The sequence below is a fragment of the Pseudomaricurvus alkylphenolicus genome, assembly GCF_011683955.1.
GTDB classification, from domain to species: Bacteria; Pseudomonadota; Gammaproteobacteria; order Pseudomonadales; family Cellvibrionaceae; genus Pseudomaricurvus; species Pseudomaricurvus alkylphenolicus.
On sequence record NZ_JAAQPI010000002.1, the window covers coordinates 418406 to 431352 of the forward strand.

A 12947-nucleotide genomic window follows, 5' to 3' on the forward strand; every position below is an offset into this window, starting at 1 on the left:
ACCATGATTGACCCAACACTCAAAGCCGCCGCCGGCGCCTCGCTTGAAACCGTCGTTAACAAAGCGCTGGAGTATGACCCCGCCACCCGCTCGCGCCTGAGAGCGCTGGCAGGTAAGAGCCTGGGTGTCGATATTCGTGAATTGGGCCTGAGCCTGTGCTTTCACTTCGATACTGAGGGCGTGCGCATCAGCCACCTTGAGGACGACGATTTTGAACCCAGTACCCGGCTGTGCGGCAGTCTGCCCGGCCTGGTGATGCTGGCGACCAGCGAAAAGGTGAATCTCGCCGACAGCAATGTGGAGGCCTGGGGAAATACCGCACTGCTGGCCGACATCAAGTCGATCGCCAAGGAGCTCGAGCTGGACTGGGAAGAGGCCATCAATGACTGGCTGGGTGACATTGCCGGTCACTCATTGGCCCAGCGTCTGCGAGGTCAGTTGGGCTGGCTGCGCCGGCGGGGCGAAACCGGACGCCGACTGTTGAGTGAATTCCTTACGGAAGAGTTTCGCGCGGTGCCCAGCGGGCCAGAAATCAAGCACTTCAACGAACAGGTGGATCAACTGCGCCTGGCAGCCGATCGCCTGGGAGCCCGCTTCGAGCGGCTCAAACAGAAAATAACCCAACGCTAGCCAACCCCTGGCCTACTCTAAAGGATTGCCGTCTCCGTGACCGCCCTGTTCCGCCTGATTCAAATCATTACCATCGTTCTGCGTTACCGCCTCCATGGTTTGCTGCCAGAACGCCAGTTGCCCTGGGGGGCACGTCTGTTATTGCGGCTGTTGAACCTGCTGCCGGACACCCCATTGAGCCGGGGCGAACGCCTGCGTCGATGCCTGGAAGAGCTGGGGCCGGTATTTGTGAAATTCGGCCAGCTGCTGTCGACGCGCCCGGATCTGGTTCCCGCCGATATTGTCTCGGAGCTGGACCACTTACAAGACAATGTCACCCCCTTTGACAATCAAGAGTGCCGTCAGATTATCGAGAGTTCTCTGGGACAATCCATAGAGCAAGTCTTTACTCACTTTGAAAGTGAACCCCTGGCCTCTGCTTCGGTAGCCCAGGTTCATGCCGCCCGCTTGAATCTCCCCCAGGGGGAAAAAGAGGTGGTGGTCAAAGTGGTCAGACCGGGTATTGAAGGCACAATCGAGCAGGATATTGCCCTGATGTACCTGCTGGCGCGGCTCGTTAGACGCTTTACCAGTGATGGCCAGCGTCTGAAACCGGTCGAGGTGGTACAGGAATACGAACATACCATCTTTGACGAGCTGAACCTGCAGCGCGAAGCGGCCAATGCCTCGCAGTTACGCCGCAACTTCGCCGGCTCACCACTGTTGTACGTTCCGGAGGTGTACTGGGACTATACCCGCCGCAACGTTATGGTGATGGAACGCATCTACGGTGTGCCGGTAACGGATATGGAGGCCCTGGCAGCCCAGGACACCAATATGAAGGCGCTGGCCGAACGCGGAGTGGAGATTTTCTTTACCCAGGTCTTCGACCACAACTTTTTCCATGCCGATATGCACCCCGGCAACATCTTTGTCTCGCATCAACATCCCCAACAACCTCAGTATATCGCCGTGGACATGGCCATCGTCGGCTCCCTGACCCAGGCTGACCAGTACTATATGGCCCGCAACCTGATTGCGATCTTCCGCCGCGATTACCGCCTGGTGGCGGAGCTCCACATTCAAAGCGGCTGGATCGCCCCGGAAACCCCTGTCAGCGAGTTTGAAGGAGCGATCCGCACAGTTTGTGAGCCCATTTTTGAAAAGCCCTTGAAGGAGATCTCCTTCGGACAGATCGTTATCACCCTGTTTCAGACCGCCAGGCGCTTCAATATGGAGGTGCAACCCCAGCTGGTGCTGTTGCAGAAAACCCTGCTCAACATCGAAGGCCTGGGACGGCAGCTGTACCCGGACCTGGATCTGTGGCAAACCGCACACCCGTTTCTGGAACGCTGGCTCAAGGAACGCTTCCACCCCCGCAGCCTGATGCAGCAATTGCGCCGCTATGGGCCGGAATTGTTGGAACAGGCCCCTCAAATGCCTCACAAGCTCTCCGACGCACTGGATCAGATCAAGCAGATCAGCGATATGGCACCGGACCTGCACAGTGCGGCGGAAACCCTGAACGAGAGCCGCCAGCGTTCGGGACGGGCCAGGCGGCGCTGGCTGGTGGGGCTGCTGGCCGGCGGCGGAGCACTGATCACTGCCTTGCCGGCCGCGGGCATCGAACTCGACCAGATTCCTTCTCAGAGCTGGTTGCTGGCAGCCATTGCGGTATGGGCGTGGCTGACCCGTTAATCAGGATAGAGACAAATAGGACCCATCTTTCGTCTGGTTTACGTAAATAAACCCTCAGTTATTATTCATGGCCCCGGCAATGGGTTAAAATCACTTTTTTGGCTTGCTTAACCGAGGTAATACGTGCAATCCACTGACTTTCTCGATGCCATCCGCTGGACCGACGACGGTCTGGTCCCGGCTATCGCCCAGGACGCTGAGAGTGGCCGCATACTGATGATGGCCTGGATGAATCGTGAATCGCTCCAGCTGACCGCCGCTGAGGGGCGTGCCGTTTACTGGTCACGTTCCCGCCAATCGCTGTGGCGAAAGGGCGAATCCTCAGGTCACGTACAACAGGTGAAGGAAATTCGCCTTGATTGCGACGAGGACGTGATCGTATTAATGGTGGAACAACTGGGCGGCATGGCCTGTCATACCGGCCGTGAATCCTGTTTTTACCGAGTCTTGCAAGACGGGCAGTGGGTCACCGTGGACCCGGTGCTGAAGGACCCGAAAGAGATCTACGCATGAGCGATGTATTAACCGAACTGGACCGTATCCTGGCGGAACGCAAAAAGGCCGGCAACAGCGAAAAATCCTACGTCGCCAGCCTTCATCAAAAGGGTCTGAACAAGATACTGGAAAAAGTCGGCGAAGAGGCGGTGGAAACCGTGATCGCAGCCAAAGATGCCGCCGTTAGCGGGGACAACAAAGAGGTCATTTACGAAACCGCTGATCTCTGGTTCCATTCATTGGTTATGCTGTCCCACCTCGGCGAGGATGCCAGCTCGGTGCTGAATGAACTGGCTCGCCGTTTTGATATGTCTGGCCTGGAAGAAAAGGCGGGAAGAAAGGCGGCAGGTGCGCCAAAATAAAAGATTCATAATCACACATTAGAATCACTCGAATTTTGAAATCGATGGAGAAACACTATGGGTATTGGTGGCATTAGTATCTGGCAATTGCTGATCATCCTGGCCATTGTCGTCATGTTGTTTGGCACCAAGCGCCTGCGTAACCTGGGCGGAGATTTGGGTGGCGCCATCAAGGGCTTCAAGAAAGCCATGGACGATGACAAAACAGCCGACAGCAGCCCTGAGAAAGTAGAAGACAAGAGCGCTAAAGACGCTGAGAAGGTTATCGAAGGCGAATCCGAAAAAGTCGACAGCAAAAAGTAAACCGCCGTGTTTGATATCGGATTCTTTGAACTGTTGGTGATTGGCGTCGTTGGGCTGCTGGTAATCGGCCCCGAGCGCCTGCCGGAAACCCTGCGGACTCTCGCCTTGTGGTGGGGGAGGTTAAAGCGCGGGATCCAGTCCACCCGGGCGGAATTTGAAGAGCAAATCGGGGCGGACGACATCCGTCGGCAACTTCACAATGAAGAAGTCATGCAGCGCTTGAATGCCACCCGCGAAGAAATTGAGCGCACCGTTTCTGAGAACGTCAGCGACATTGAAAACAGCGTCAACATCGAGAAACCGACAACAGAAACCTCTGCTTCGAACAATCAGACCGAAACCAAGTCCACCTCTGAATAATATCCCATGAGCGATTCCGCCCCTGACGATCAAGAAATGCCCCTGGTCCATCATCTGGTGGAGCTGCGGGATCGCCTGCTGCGGGTGGTCCTGTTTGTGTTGGTGGTATTTTGCGGCCTGTTTTACTTCGCCAACGAGATTTACACGTTCGTTTCGGCACCGCTGCAGAAGTTTCTGCCCGAAAACAGCACCATGATCGCCACGGAAGTGGCCTCACCGTTCCTGACGCCCTTCAAGTTAACCTTCTTTCTGGCCCTGTTCCTGGCGATGCCCTTTGTGCTGTTCCAGGTCTGGTCATTTATTTCTCCGGCGCTGTATCAGCGGGAAAAGCGTCTGGCAATTCCGCTGCTGATTTCCAGTGTGCTGTTGTTTTATGCCGGCATGGCGTTCGCTTACTTTGTGGTATTCCCCATTATTTTTGGTTTTTTTACCAGCGTGGGGCCCACAGAGGTCACCGTCATGACCGACATCAGCAGTTACCTGGACTTTGTACTCAAGCTGTTTTTTGCTTTCGGTCTGGCTTTTGAGATCCCGATCGCTGCGATTATTTTGATTGTGGCCGGTGTCATCAGCCCTGACGGCCTGGCCAAAAAGCGCCCATACATAATTGTCGGCTGCTTTGTCTTGGGCATGCTACTGACACCACCGGACGTTATCTCCCAGTCACTGCTCGCCCTTCCCATGTGGATGCTGTTTGAAGTCGGGCTGTTTTTTGGTCGCTTGCTGTCACGTACGAGATGAGACAGGAATTGATTCAGCCCCACGCCAAAAACAACATCACCCAACCCAGAATGGACATCAGGATCGATTCTCCAGCCAACGGCCATCGAAACAGTCCATACAGGTAGGCAATCGGCGGCACAAATAAAGCACACAGCCCCCAACTGTAATCAGTTTGAAACGACACGTTGATCATGATCAACCAACTGCCTATCAGCAGAATCAGTCCCGCCACCATAAACATTGCCGACATCGGATCCATGATTTTTCTCCTAAAGGTTGGGGTGTGAACCCAGAGAATGGTCAGCCTCGCCGAAGTAATTGCGATGATCCGGTAAAGGCGCCACAGGGTTATCGGGATAGCTCTGACGCAACGCTACAACCTTATCCAGAACCCGAGCGAAGGCACTGACGACCTCGGGATCGAAATAGTGACCGCTTTGCTTCCACAAATATTCCATCGCCTCTTCGTGACTCCAGGCTGGTTTGTAGGGGCGTTTTGACGTCAGCGCATCAAATACATCGCAGACGCTGACAATTCTGGTATAGAGAGGGATTTCCCGGCCCCGCAACCCGTCGGGATAACCCCGACCATCCCAGCGTTCGTGGTGAGTTAGGGCTATCTTGGCTGCAACCTGCATCAGTTCCGTGTCGTATCCGCCGAGAATTTCAGCGCCCACCTCCGCGTGGGTCTTCATGGTTTCCCACTCTCGCCCCTCCAGGTCGCCAGGTTTGAGCAGCACATCGTCAGGTATCGCGATCTTGCCGATATCGTGCATGGGGCTGGCCCGCTGAATCAGCTCACACTCTTCGTCGCTTAGCCCCATTTCCTTTGCCAGAATCGCGCAGCTTTGACTCATTCTGATGACATGCATTCCGGTTTCGTTATCCCGGTATTCGGCGGCTTTGCCTAGACACTGGATCAATTTGACCTGTGCCTCGTGCAACTGACGGGTTCGCTCGCGAACTTTGTCCTCAAGCTCTTCGTTCTGGCGCAATACCGCCTTGTGGAGCAAGCGCACTTCAAGAATATTACGCACTCGCAAACACACTTCGGTACGGTCGAAGGGTTTTCCGATGAAGTCCTTGGCGCCTCCGGCCAGGCACTGGTTGCGAGTTTCTTCAGTGTGATCAGCGGTGAGAATCAACACCGGCAGATAGTCCCCCGGGTGTTGTTGCCGCAACTCGGCGAGCACCTCAATCCCACTCATTTCGGGCATATGAACGTCCAGCAGGATCAGATCATAGTCATCACGGCGGTAGCGCTCGGTCACTTCGAGAGGGTTGGTGGTGGAATCAACCCGCGTATAACCATCGTGACAGAGAATTTTCTCTACGATAGCGATATTCACCGGGTTGTCGTCCACTACCAGAATGCGGCCCAGATGGACGTTGGTGGGCTCAGTCATACGCATTGTCTCTCTTATTCTGTGACAATGAGTATAGACAATGTTACAGCGCCCGGAATGTTACTGCGAGCGGCCAAAAGCCACAGAGAGCCCCGGGATCAGGTCTCCAACATAAAGGTGACGGGGCCATCGTTAATCAGTTCAACTTGCATGTCGGCAGCGAAAATGCCGGTAGCCACGTCCAGGTGCCGGGCACGCAGCTTGGCAACAAAGCGGTTATACATATCTTCGGCCACCACCGGGGCGGCGGCGCTGGAAAATCCCGGGCGGAGACCCTTGCGGGTATCCGCTGCCAGGGTGAACTGAGATACCGCCAGAATGCCACCTTCTACATCGGACACACTCAGGTTCATTTTTCCTTCATGGTCGGGGAAGATGCGGTAATTGAGCAATTTGTGCAGTAACTTGTCCATGCTCTCGTCGTCGTCGTTGCGCTCTATACCCAGCAACAGCAGTAATCCGCGAGAGATTTCTCCCACCACTTTTCCGTCGACAGAGACACTGGCGCGACTCACGCGCTGTATCAACCCTTTCAAGTCCGGCTCTCCCAGGCGAAGCTTCGCCATCAAAAAACCAGGCATTGTAGGGGCTTCGAACGCCGGACTCCAGCGCCTGTGGAATCCCTTCAGGCGCAGTCGTCGGCAAAACGTCTGGCCATGGAGCGGGTCGCCCTGACCAAAGCATCGATGATACTGGGTTCCCGTGAGGAATGACCGGCATCACGGATAATGTGCAGTTGTGAGTCATGCCACACCTGATGCAGTGCCTGGGCATTATCCAGCGGGCAGATCATGTCGTAGCGTCCATGGACGATAATGCCGGGAATGCCCTCCAAGGCATCGGCATTGGCGAGGATTTGGTTTTCCTCGATAAACCCACGATGCATGAAGTAATGAGCTTCGATTCGGGCCATAGCGAGCGCTGAATGGGGGTCCGTATAGGATTCAACAACGTCAACGCTCGGACGCAGAGTCGCACAGTGGGCCTCCCACAGAGACCAGGCTTTGGCACAGGCCATTTTTGCCAACTCATTGGAGCCGGTCAGCCGCTGATAATAGGCTTCGACCAAGTTGCTGCGCTCGGATTCCGGTATCGGGTGGATAAAGTCCTCCCAATAGTCGGGAAACACCAGACTGGCACCATGCCGGTAAAACCAGTCAATGTCCTGCTGGCGGCACAGAAAGATACCCCGCAATATCATGCCCATAACGCGTTTGGCATGTTGCTGGGCGTAAGCCAGACTCAAAGTGGCTCCCCAGGATCCACCAAACAACAACCAACGCTCCACACCCAAGGCTTCGCGAATAGCCTCCATATCTGAGAGCAGTTTGTCCGTACTATTGTCTTCAAGGCTGGCGTGGGGTGTGGAACGGCCGGCGCCGCGTTGATCAAACAGGATAATGCGATAGCGTTCGGGATCGAAGAAACATCGATCCTGCTTGCCACAGCCGCCACCGGGGCCTCCATGCACAAACAGCACGGGAATCCCTTCCGGATTTCCCGATTCTTCCAAATACAGGCTGTGGCTGTCGGTTACAGCCAACATCTGTGAGCGATAGGGTTTAATATCGGGGTAGAGAATATGCATATCCGTCCCTCGTGCTATGCCTCTGGCGAACCCTCGGATTACCCTTCAGTGTAGACCGAGAGCTGGTTTAGCGCCGGAACTGTTGCACCTCCGCCTCCAGGCCCTGAGTATGGACAAAGTTTGTCAGGGCGAGGGAGGCTGTATAGACGGCGCCGAAAGCATCAGATCAGTTCCGGCCCTCTAATCGTCCCACCAACTGGCCACAGGCAACAATGATGCAGCTCAAGAACATCAGCACCGGTCCTGCCAGTCTGATCGCCTGTCAATACAGGGAGAGAAACTCAACAGTAAAACTCATGTTATGCCCCCTGAATTGTGGTGTATTGAGGTTAAACCTGATCCAGAGCCTGGCTGACGTCAGCGATGATGTCATCGATATGTTCGATGCCAACCGAAATTCGCACCAGATCCGCACTTACTCCGGCTTCCTTTAGTTCCTGATCATTGAGCTGCCGGTGCGTGGTTGTGGCAGGGTGACAAGCCAGAGACTTGGCATCTCCAATATTAACCAGGCGCAGTATCATCTGCAGGGCATCGATAAACCGGCCTCCGGCCTCCCGGCCCCCGTTAATCCCAAAGCTGAGAATACCTGAGGCCCTACCCCCACAGATTTTCTCGCAATTATCCCGGTACGGGCTATTAGACAAAGCCGCGTAATTCACCCAGGAAACTTTGGGGTGATTCTGCAGGAATTTCGCAAGCTGCAAGGCATTATCACAATGCCGCTCCATTCTCAAGCCCAGTGTTTCAAGCCCCTGCATGATCTGAAAAGCGTTGGTAGGAGAGAGTGCCGCCCCGGTATTGCGCAAAGGCACCACCCGACAACGACCGATAAAGGCTGCTTCTCCAAAAGCTTCGGTATATACCACTCCATGATAGGAAGGATCCGGTTGATTCATAAAGGCGAAACGCTCTGGATGAGCCGCCCAGTCGAACTTGCCGGAATCCACGATAACACCACCGATTGAGGTACCGTGGCCCCCAATGTATTTGGTGAGAGAATGCACAACAATATGCGCGCCCAGCTCAAATGGCCGGCAGATGAAAGGCGAGGCCACCGTATTATCCACAATCAACGGTACACCATGGCGATCAGCGATTTCGGCGAGACGGGTCAATTCCACCACATTGCCTGCGGGATTGCCGATCGACTCACAGAAAATACCCCGAGTGTTTTCATCGATAGCGTCTTCAAAGCCTTTAAAGTCGTCATGAGACACCATTCTGACCTCAATGCCCTGACGCGGCAGGGAGTGGGCAAACAGGTTATAGGTGCCTCCGTAAAGCTGACTGGTACTGACAATATTGGTTCCCACCTCACACAGACATTGGATGGTATAGGTAATGGCGGCCATCCCCGAAGCTACGGCCAAAGCGCCAACGCCCCCCTCCATAGCTGCCAGACGTTGCTCAAGCACATCGTTGGTGGGATTCATAATACGGCTGTAGATGTTGCCGGGTACCTTAAGATCAAACAGGTCGGCACCGTGCTGGGTGTCGTCAAAGGTGAAAGAGGTTGTCTGGTAAACGGGAACGGCGGCCGCCTTGGTGGTGGCCTCTGATTCGTATCCGTGATGCAGAGCCATGGATTCCAGTTTCATAAGAATGTTCTCTTGAGTTCCGTTTTGTTGTGTTTGTTGGTGACTGGCAGCATAGGTGTTTTAACGCAAGAAATCGACGTATAGAAAAGCAAGTTTTGAGAAGTTGTCACCAAGATAGACGAGGATAGACGTCAATAGCCTTCCAAACATCAAATTTGCGAAATAACCAAACAGCCAAGATGAACCCAAGAGGGCCGGCAGGCCCTCTTGGGAGAGAAGGGTTGCTGAGAACCTCTCAATGCAGTTTGAGGCGCGGTCGGATAAAGTGGTTGATGCGATCTGAAAGCGTCACGAGTAAGGTGCGCAACCAGCCGTGTAAGGCCAGCTGATGCATCCTGTAAAGCGATACATAGGCCATGCGTGCTATGCGGCCTTCGACATTCAGACTGCCCTGATTTAATCCGCCCATCAAGCGGCCAAAAGCCGTGTAGTGGCTCAGAGATACCAGCGATCCTCTATCCCGGTAGACAAACGCCTGAGGCTGTAAGCCTTGATGTTGGCGAATGATATTATCCGCTACCCGGCTGGCCATCTGATGGGCCGACTGCGCCCTGGGCGGTACCCAGCGCTCTTGTCCATCGTCACCTGTGATTTGACAACCTGCGCAATCTCCCAATGCGTAGATGCCTTCGGCACCCTTAACCCGCAAACAGTCATCAACCAACAGCTGGTTGGCTCGATTCACCTCCAACCCTTCAAGCCTGGCCAGAAAATCAGGTGCTTTGACTCCCGCAGCCCAAACAATCAGATCCGCCTCAATGGACTCATCCTCTTTGGTCACCAAGGCGTCAGCTTCGACCCGTGCCACAGCGGTGGAGGTTCGCACCTCGACACCGAGTTTGGTCAATTCCTCACGGGCAGCATTGGAGATACGCTCACTAAGGGCCGGTAACACCCGAGGCCCCGCTTCCACCAGAGACACCTGCAAATGATCGGATCGAATGTGATTGAGACCGTAGGTGGCAAACCATTCTCGCGCTTTGAACAGTTCTGCAGAAAGCTCCACACCGGTTGCACCGGCGCCAACGATAGCCACTCTCAGACGCCGTTCGGAATGACCTTGCCGCAGATCACGATTGAGACGAATAAAGCGATTGACCAGGCGTTTGTGAAAGCGCTCAGCCTGTTGTGGACTGTCGAGGAAGATACAGTTCTCTGCCGCGCCCTCTACGCCAAAATCGTTGGAAACACTGCCGATGGCCAACACCAGCAGGTCGTATGACTCGCTACGGCGAGGGAGGATTTCCTCACCGTCTTCATCGTGCAAAGCTTCCAGCTCGACAACCTTGCGTTGATGATCAACACCGACCAGGCAGCCTAGCTTAAAGCGAAATCCGTAGTTATGTGCATGCGCGCGATAGCTGACAGAGTCTATGTCGGCATTCAGTGAGCCTGACGCAACCTCGTGCAGCAGGGGCTTCCAGATATGTACGGGATTACGGTCAATCAGCAGCACATCCGCGCGGCCGTTACGCCCCAGTTTTTTTCCCAATTTGGTTGCCAGTTCTAGACCACCAGCACCTCCTCCAATAATGACGATTTTCATTACATTCACCTATAGATCAAGAAATATGCCTCTGGCACCGGAAATTGGAGACAGGGGCATATCACCTGTGGTGAAAGTCCATTTAAGCAGATTTTGAAACAAAAAACTGATGAGAAGTATTTATCGCTTCAGCTAAATACTCTCATTGAGAAAGCAGGGCATCAGCCGGTGTTACGGCGCGACTTCCTGTTACCTGTGGTTTTGCCTGCGCCACCCTGATGTTGCGCTCTTTTCCGGCTTTGCCCTCTTCGCCGTGAGCCCTTGGTTTTCTCAACCTTTACGCCCTGAAGTGAAACCGGTAAAGAGGCCTGGCTTTGTTGGACGAGAGCCTGTAATCCCGGCAACAGAACCTCCATAAACGCCTGATAACCACTGCGCTGCTCGACAATATCGGTGAGCATGGACTCCCAGCGTGCCGTCATGTCCGGAAGCGTCACACTGCCCGGCAGTGCATCCACAAACCCCGCACCGGCTTCAGTGGCCCGAATCGTCTTGCCTTCTCGTCTTAAGAAACCTCGTTTGAACAACAGCTCGATAATGCCTGCGCGGGTCGCCTCAGTGCCCAGACCATCCGTCTCTCGAAGAATCTGCCGCACCTCGGAGTCACTCACATAACGGGATATGCCAGTCATCGCTGCCAGGAGCGTGGCATCAGTAAATGCCTTCGGAGGCGCGGTCTGTTTTTGGAGCTTCTCAGCCTCCAGACAGAGGACAGATTGCCCTTCCTTCAGGTTTGCCAGCACTTTCGGATCGTTTCGGCTCTCCGCCGAAGCTTCGCCTTTGCTGTTGTTCGAGTCGACCAGAACAGACGTCCAACCCGATTCCAGAATACGTTTTGCTTTCGCCTTAAAATGCCCCCCAGCAAGCCGCAGGTGCACGTCTATCTCTTCGAAACGATGGTCCGGGTAAAACTGCAGCAGATACTGTCGGGCAATCAACTGGTAGAGCTGTTTCTCTCTGTCCGACAAACGCCCAACATGCACAGATCTGGAGGTCGGCACAATAGCATGGTGAGCCCCGACACGGCTGTCGTTCCAGGCCTTGGTTTTTAGGGTTACATCGGCACCATCAACAATCTTGCTCAAATCGGGACCACTGCTGGACGCAATGGCGCGCAGGACGTCGGTCGCCTGCTGATGGTGATCCATCGGCAGATAACGGCAATCTGAGCGAGGATAGGTAATCAGCTGATGTCGTTCATAGAGAGTCTGTGCTGTTTCCAATGTTTGCTGGGCGCTCATGCCGAAGCGTTTGGCGGCATCAATCTGTAGGGCTGATAGGCTATAGGGCAGGGGCGGGCTCTGTCGCTTCTGCTTGCATTGGCGCTTTTCCACCTGACCCGTTTGGCCGCTAACGCGGCTGACCACATTGTCCGCCAGCGCTTCGGAAAGCACTCGCCCTTCGTCATCCATATAGGGTTGGCAAGCCTCGCTTGGAATCCATTTGGCCATCAATTGAGGTTGCTGCTTGTGCTCACCATGGATATCTGTAGTGAGCTTCGCCAATACTTCGAAAAAGGGTTTGCTGACAAAGTGGTTAATTTCCCGATCACGGCGCACCACCAGCCCGAGCACCGGAGTTTGCACTCTTCCCACCGACAAGACACCGTTGTAACCCACCTTGCGGCCTTGCAGGGTGTACGCCCGGGTGAGATTGATACCATAGAGCCAGTCCGCGCGTGAGCGGGCCAATGCAGAGACGGAAAGCGCCTGAAATTCCCGGTTGGGTCGCTGGTTCTTCAGTGCCTGGCGTATCGCTGCCGGGTTAAGGTCGCTGACCAGAAGTCGTTGAGTGGCTTTCAATTTGGCTGCGGAGACCTTCAGGTGGTGCAGCAGTTGATCCACCAGCAGCTGTCCTTCCCGATCCGGATCTCCGGCATGCACCAAGTCGTCAGCTTTGGCGACAAGTTTACGCAACAAACTCAGCTGTTTTCGGGTTTTTGGTTTGGCCGACAGCTGCCAGTCTTCAGGAATGATGGGCAGATGTTCCAGAGCCCAACGTTTGTACTCCGGTTGGTAGGCATCCGGCTCGGCCTGTTCCAGCAGGTGACCGATGCACCAGCTGACGCAGTCGCCATTATCAAGCCAGATACAACCCTCTTCTTTTTTTGGGCTGGAGGATAAGGCCGTGGCGATGGCCCGCCCGAGACTCGGTTTTTCGGCGATGTAGAGCTTCATCCGCAGATACCTGTGTTTTTGTACAGGTATATTAAGCAGGTGGGCGGCTAATTGCCAGGCATTCTGGGGGTTTCAGTCA

The 12947-nt window shown here is 54.6% G+C and carries 14 protein-coding genes; 7 read left to right on the plus strand and 7 right to left on the minus strand.

The window, feature by feature from the left end; translation table 11 throughout:
- Window positions 1-3 precede the first annotated feature (3 nt).
- From HBA55_RS07170 to tatC, 7 genes are all read left to right on the plus strand, one after another.
- The gene (locus tag HBA55_RS07170; RefSeq protein ID WP_166988853.1) at window positions 4-630 is read left to right on the plus strand and encodes a ubiquinone biosynthesis accessory factor UbiJ; all 627 of its coding nucleotides are present in this window, start codon (window positions 4-6) and stop codon (window positions 628-630) included.
- Window positions 631-666: 36 nt separating this feature from the next.
- Complete coding sequence (ubiB, locus tag HBA55_RS07175; protein ID WP_166988855.1) at window positions 667-2307, plus strand: ubiquinone biosynthesis regulatory protein kinase UbiB; 1641 nt, start codon at window positions 667-669, stop codon at window positions 2305-2307.
- A gap of 123 nt (window positions 2308-2430) precedes the next feature.
- Window positions 2431-2820, plus strand: a complete 390-nt coding sequence (gene hisI / locus HBA55_RS07180) for a phosphoribosyl-AMP cyclohydrolase (protein ID WP_166988857.1) — start codon at window positions 2431-2433, stop codon at window positions 2818-2820.
- Window positions 2817-3164 (plus strand): phosphoribosyl-ATP diphosphatase, encoded by a 348-nt coding sequence (locus tag HBA55_RS07185; protein WP_166988859.1) that lies wholly within the window; start codon window positions 2817-2819, stop codon window positions 3162-3164. The genes hisI and HBA55_RS07185 overlap by 4 nt, the downstream gene beginning before the upstream one ends.
- A 57-nt stretch (window positions 3165-3221) precedes the next feature.
- Entirely contained in the window at window positions 3222-3467 is a 246-nt protein-coding gene (tatA, locus tag HBA55_RS07190) for a Sec-independent protein translocase subunit TatA (protein WP_166988861.1), read from the plus strand.
- A 6-nt stretch (window positions 3468-3473) separates the two neighbouring features.
- Window positions 3474-3827, plus strand: a complete 354-nt coding sequence (gene tatB / locus HBA55_RS07195) for a Sec-independent protein translocase protein TatB (protein WP_166988863.1) — start codon at window positions 3474-3476, stop codon at window positions 3825-3827.
- A 6-nt stretch (window positions 3828-3833) separates the two neighbouring features.
- Entirely contained in the window at window positions 3834-4568 is a 735-nt protein-coding gene (gene tatC / locus HBA55_RS07200) for a twin-arginine translocase subunit TatC (RefSeq protein WP_166988865.1), read from the plus strand.
- Between the two features lie 13 nt (window positions 4569-4581).
- Here tatC and HBA55_RS07205 read toward each other — a convergent pair whose 3' ends face one another.
- From HBA55_RS07205 to HBA55_RS07235, 7 genes are all read right to left on the minus strand, one after another.
- Entirely contained in the window at window positions 4582-4809 is a 228-nt protein-coding gene (locus HBA55_RS07205; RefSeq protein ID WP_166988867.1) for a hypothetical protein, read from the minus strand.
- Between the two features lie 10 nt (window positions 4810-4819).
- Window positions 4820-5956: an HD domain-containing phosphohydrolase gene (locus tag HBA55_RS07210; RefSeq protein ID WP_166988869.1), complete on the minus strand. Its 1137-nt coding sequence runs from the start codon at window positions 5954-5956 to the stop codon at window positions 4820-4822.
- A 98-nt stretch (window positions 5957-6054) separates the two neighbouring features.
- A complete protein-coding gene (dtd, locus tag HBA55_RS07215) occupies window positions 6055-6492 on the minus strand; it encodes a D-aminoacyl-tRNA deacylase (protein ID WP_166989535.1) in 438 nt (145 codons plus the stop codon).
- Between the two features lie 89 nt (window positions 6493-6581).
- Entirely contained in the window at window positions 6582-7544 is a 963-nt protein-coding gene (pip, locus tag HBA55_RS07220; protein ID WP_166988871.1) for a prolyl aminopeptidase, read from the minus strand.
- A gap of 329 nt (window positions 7545-7873) precedes the next feature.
- Complete coding sequence (locus tag HBA55_RS07225) at window positions 7874-9145, minus strand: O-acetylhomoserine aminocarboxypropyltransferase/cysteine synthase family protein (protein ID WP_166988873.1); 1272 nt, start codon at window positions 9143-9145, stop codon at window positions 7874-7876.
- 235 nt (window positions 9146-9380) lie between these two features.
- A complete protein-coding gene (locus tag HBA55_RS07230; RefSeq protein ID WP_166988876.1) occupies window positions 9381-10691 on the minus strand; it encodes an NAD(P)/FAD-dependent oxidoreductase in 1311 nt (436 codons plus the stop codon).
- A gap of 161 nt (window positions 10692-10852) precedes the next feature.
- On the minus strand, window positions 10853-12868 hold the full coding sequence (locus HBA55_RS07235; RefSeq protein WP_166988878.1) for a DNA topoisomerase III: 2016 nt from the start codon (window positions 12866-12868) through the stop codon (window positions 10853-10855).
- Window positions 12869-12947: the final 79 nt, after the last annotated feature.

Coding starts and splice junctions, on each gene's coding strand:
- HBA55_RS07170 (WP_166988853.1), top strand. CDS start 4: ATGATTGACCCAACACTCAAAGCCGCCGCCGGCGCCTCGCTTGAAACC.
- HBA55_RS07230 (WP_166988876.1), bottom strand. CDS start 10,691: ATGAAAATCGTCATTATTGGAGGAGGTGCTGGTGGTCTAGAACTGGCA.
- HBA55_RS07225 (WP_166988873.1), bottom strand. CDS start 9,145: ATGAAACTGGAATCCATGGCTCTGCATCACGGATACGAATCAGAGGCC.
- HBA55_RS07210 (WP_166988869.1), bottom strand. CDS start 5,956: ATGACTGAGCCCACCAACGTCCATCTGGGCCGCATTCTGGTAGTGGAC.
- HBA55_RS07185 (WP_166988859.1), top strand. CDS start 2,817: ATGAGCGATGTATTAACCGAACTGGACCGTATCCTGGCGGAACGCAAA.
- HBA55_RS07205 (WP_166988867.1), bottom strand. CDS start 4,809: ATGGATCCGATGTCGGCAATGTTTATGGTGGCGGGACTGATTCTGCTG.
- tatA (WP_166988861.1), top strand. CDS start 3,222: ATGGGTATTGGTGGCATTAGTATCTGGCAATTGCTGATCATCCTGGCC.
- pip (WP_166988871.1), bottom strand. CDS start 7,544: ATGCATATTCTCTACCCCGATATTAAACCCTATCGCTCACAGATGTTG.
- HBA55_RS07235 (WP_166988878.1), bottom strand. CDS start 12,868: ATGAAGCTCTACATCGCCGAAAAACCGAGTCTCGGGCGGGCCATCGCC.
- tatC (WP_166988865.1), top strand. CDS start 3,834: ATGAGCGATTCCGCCCCTGACGATCAAGAAATGCCCCTGGTCCATCAT.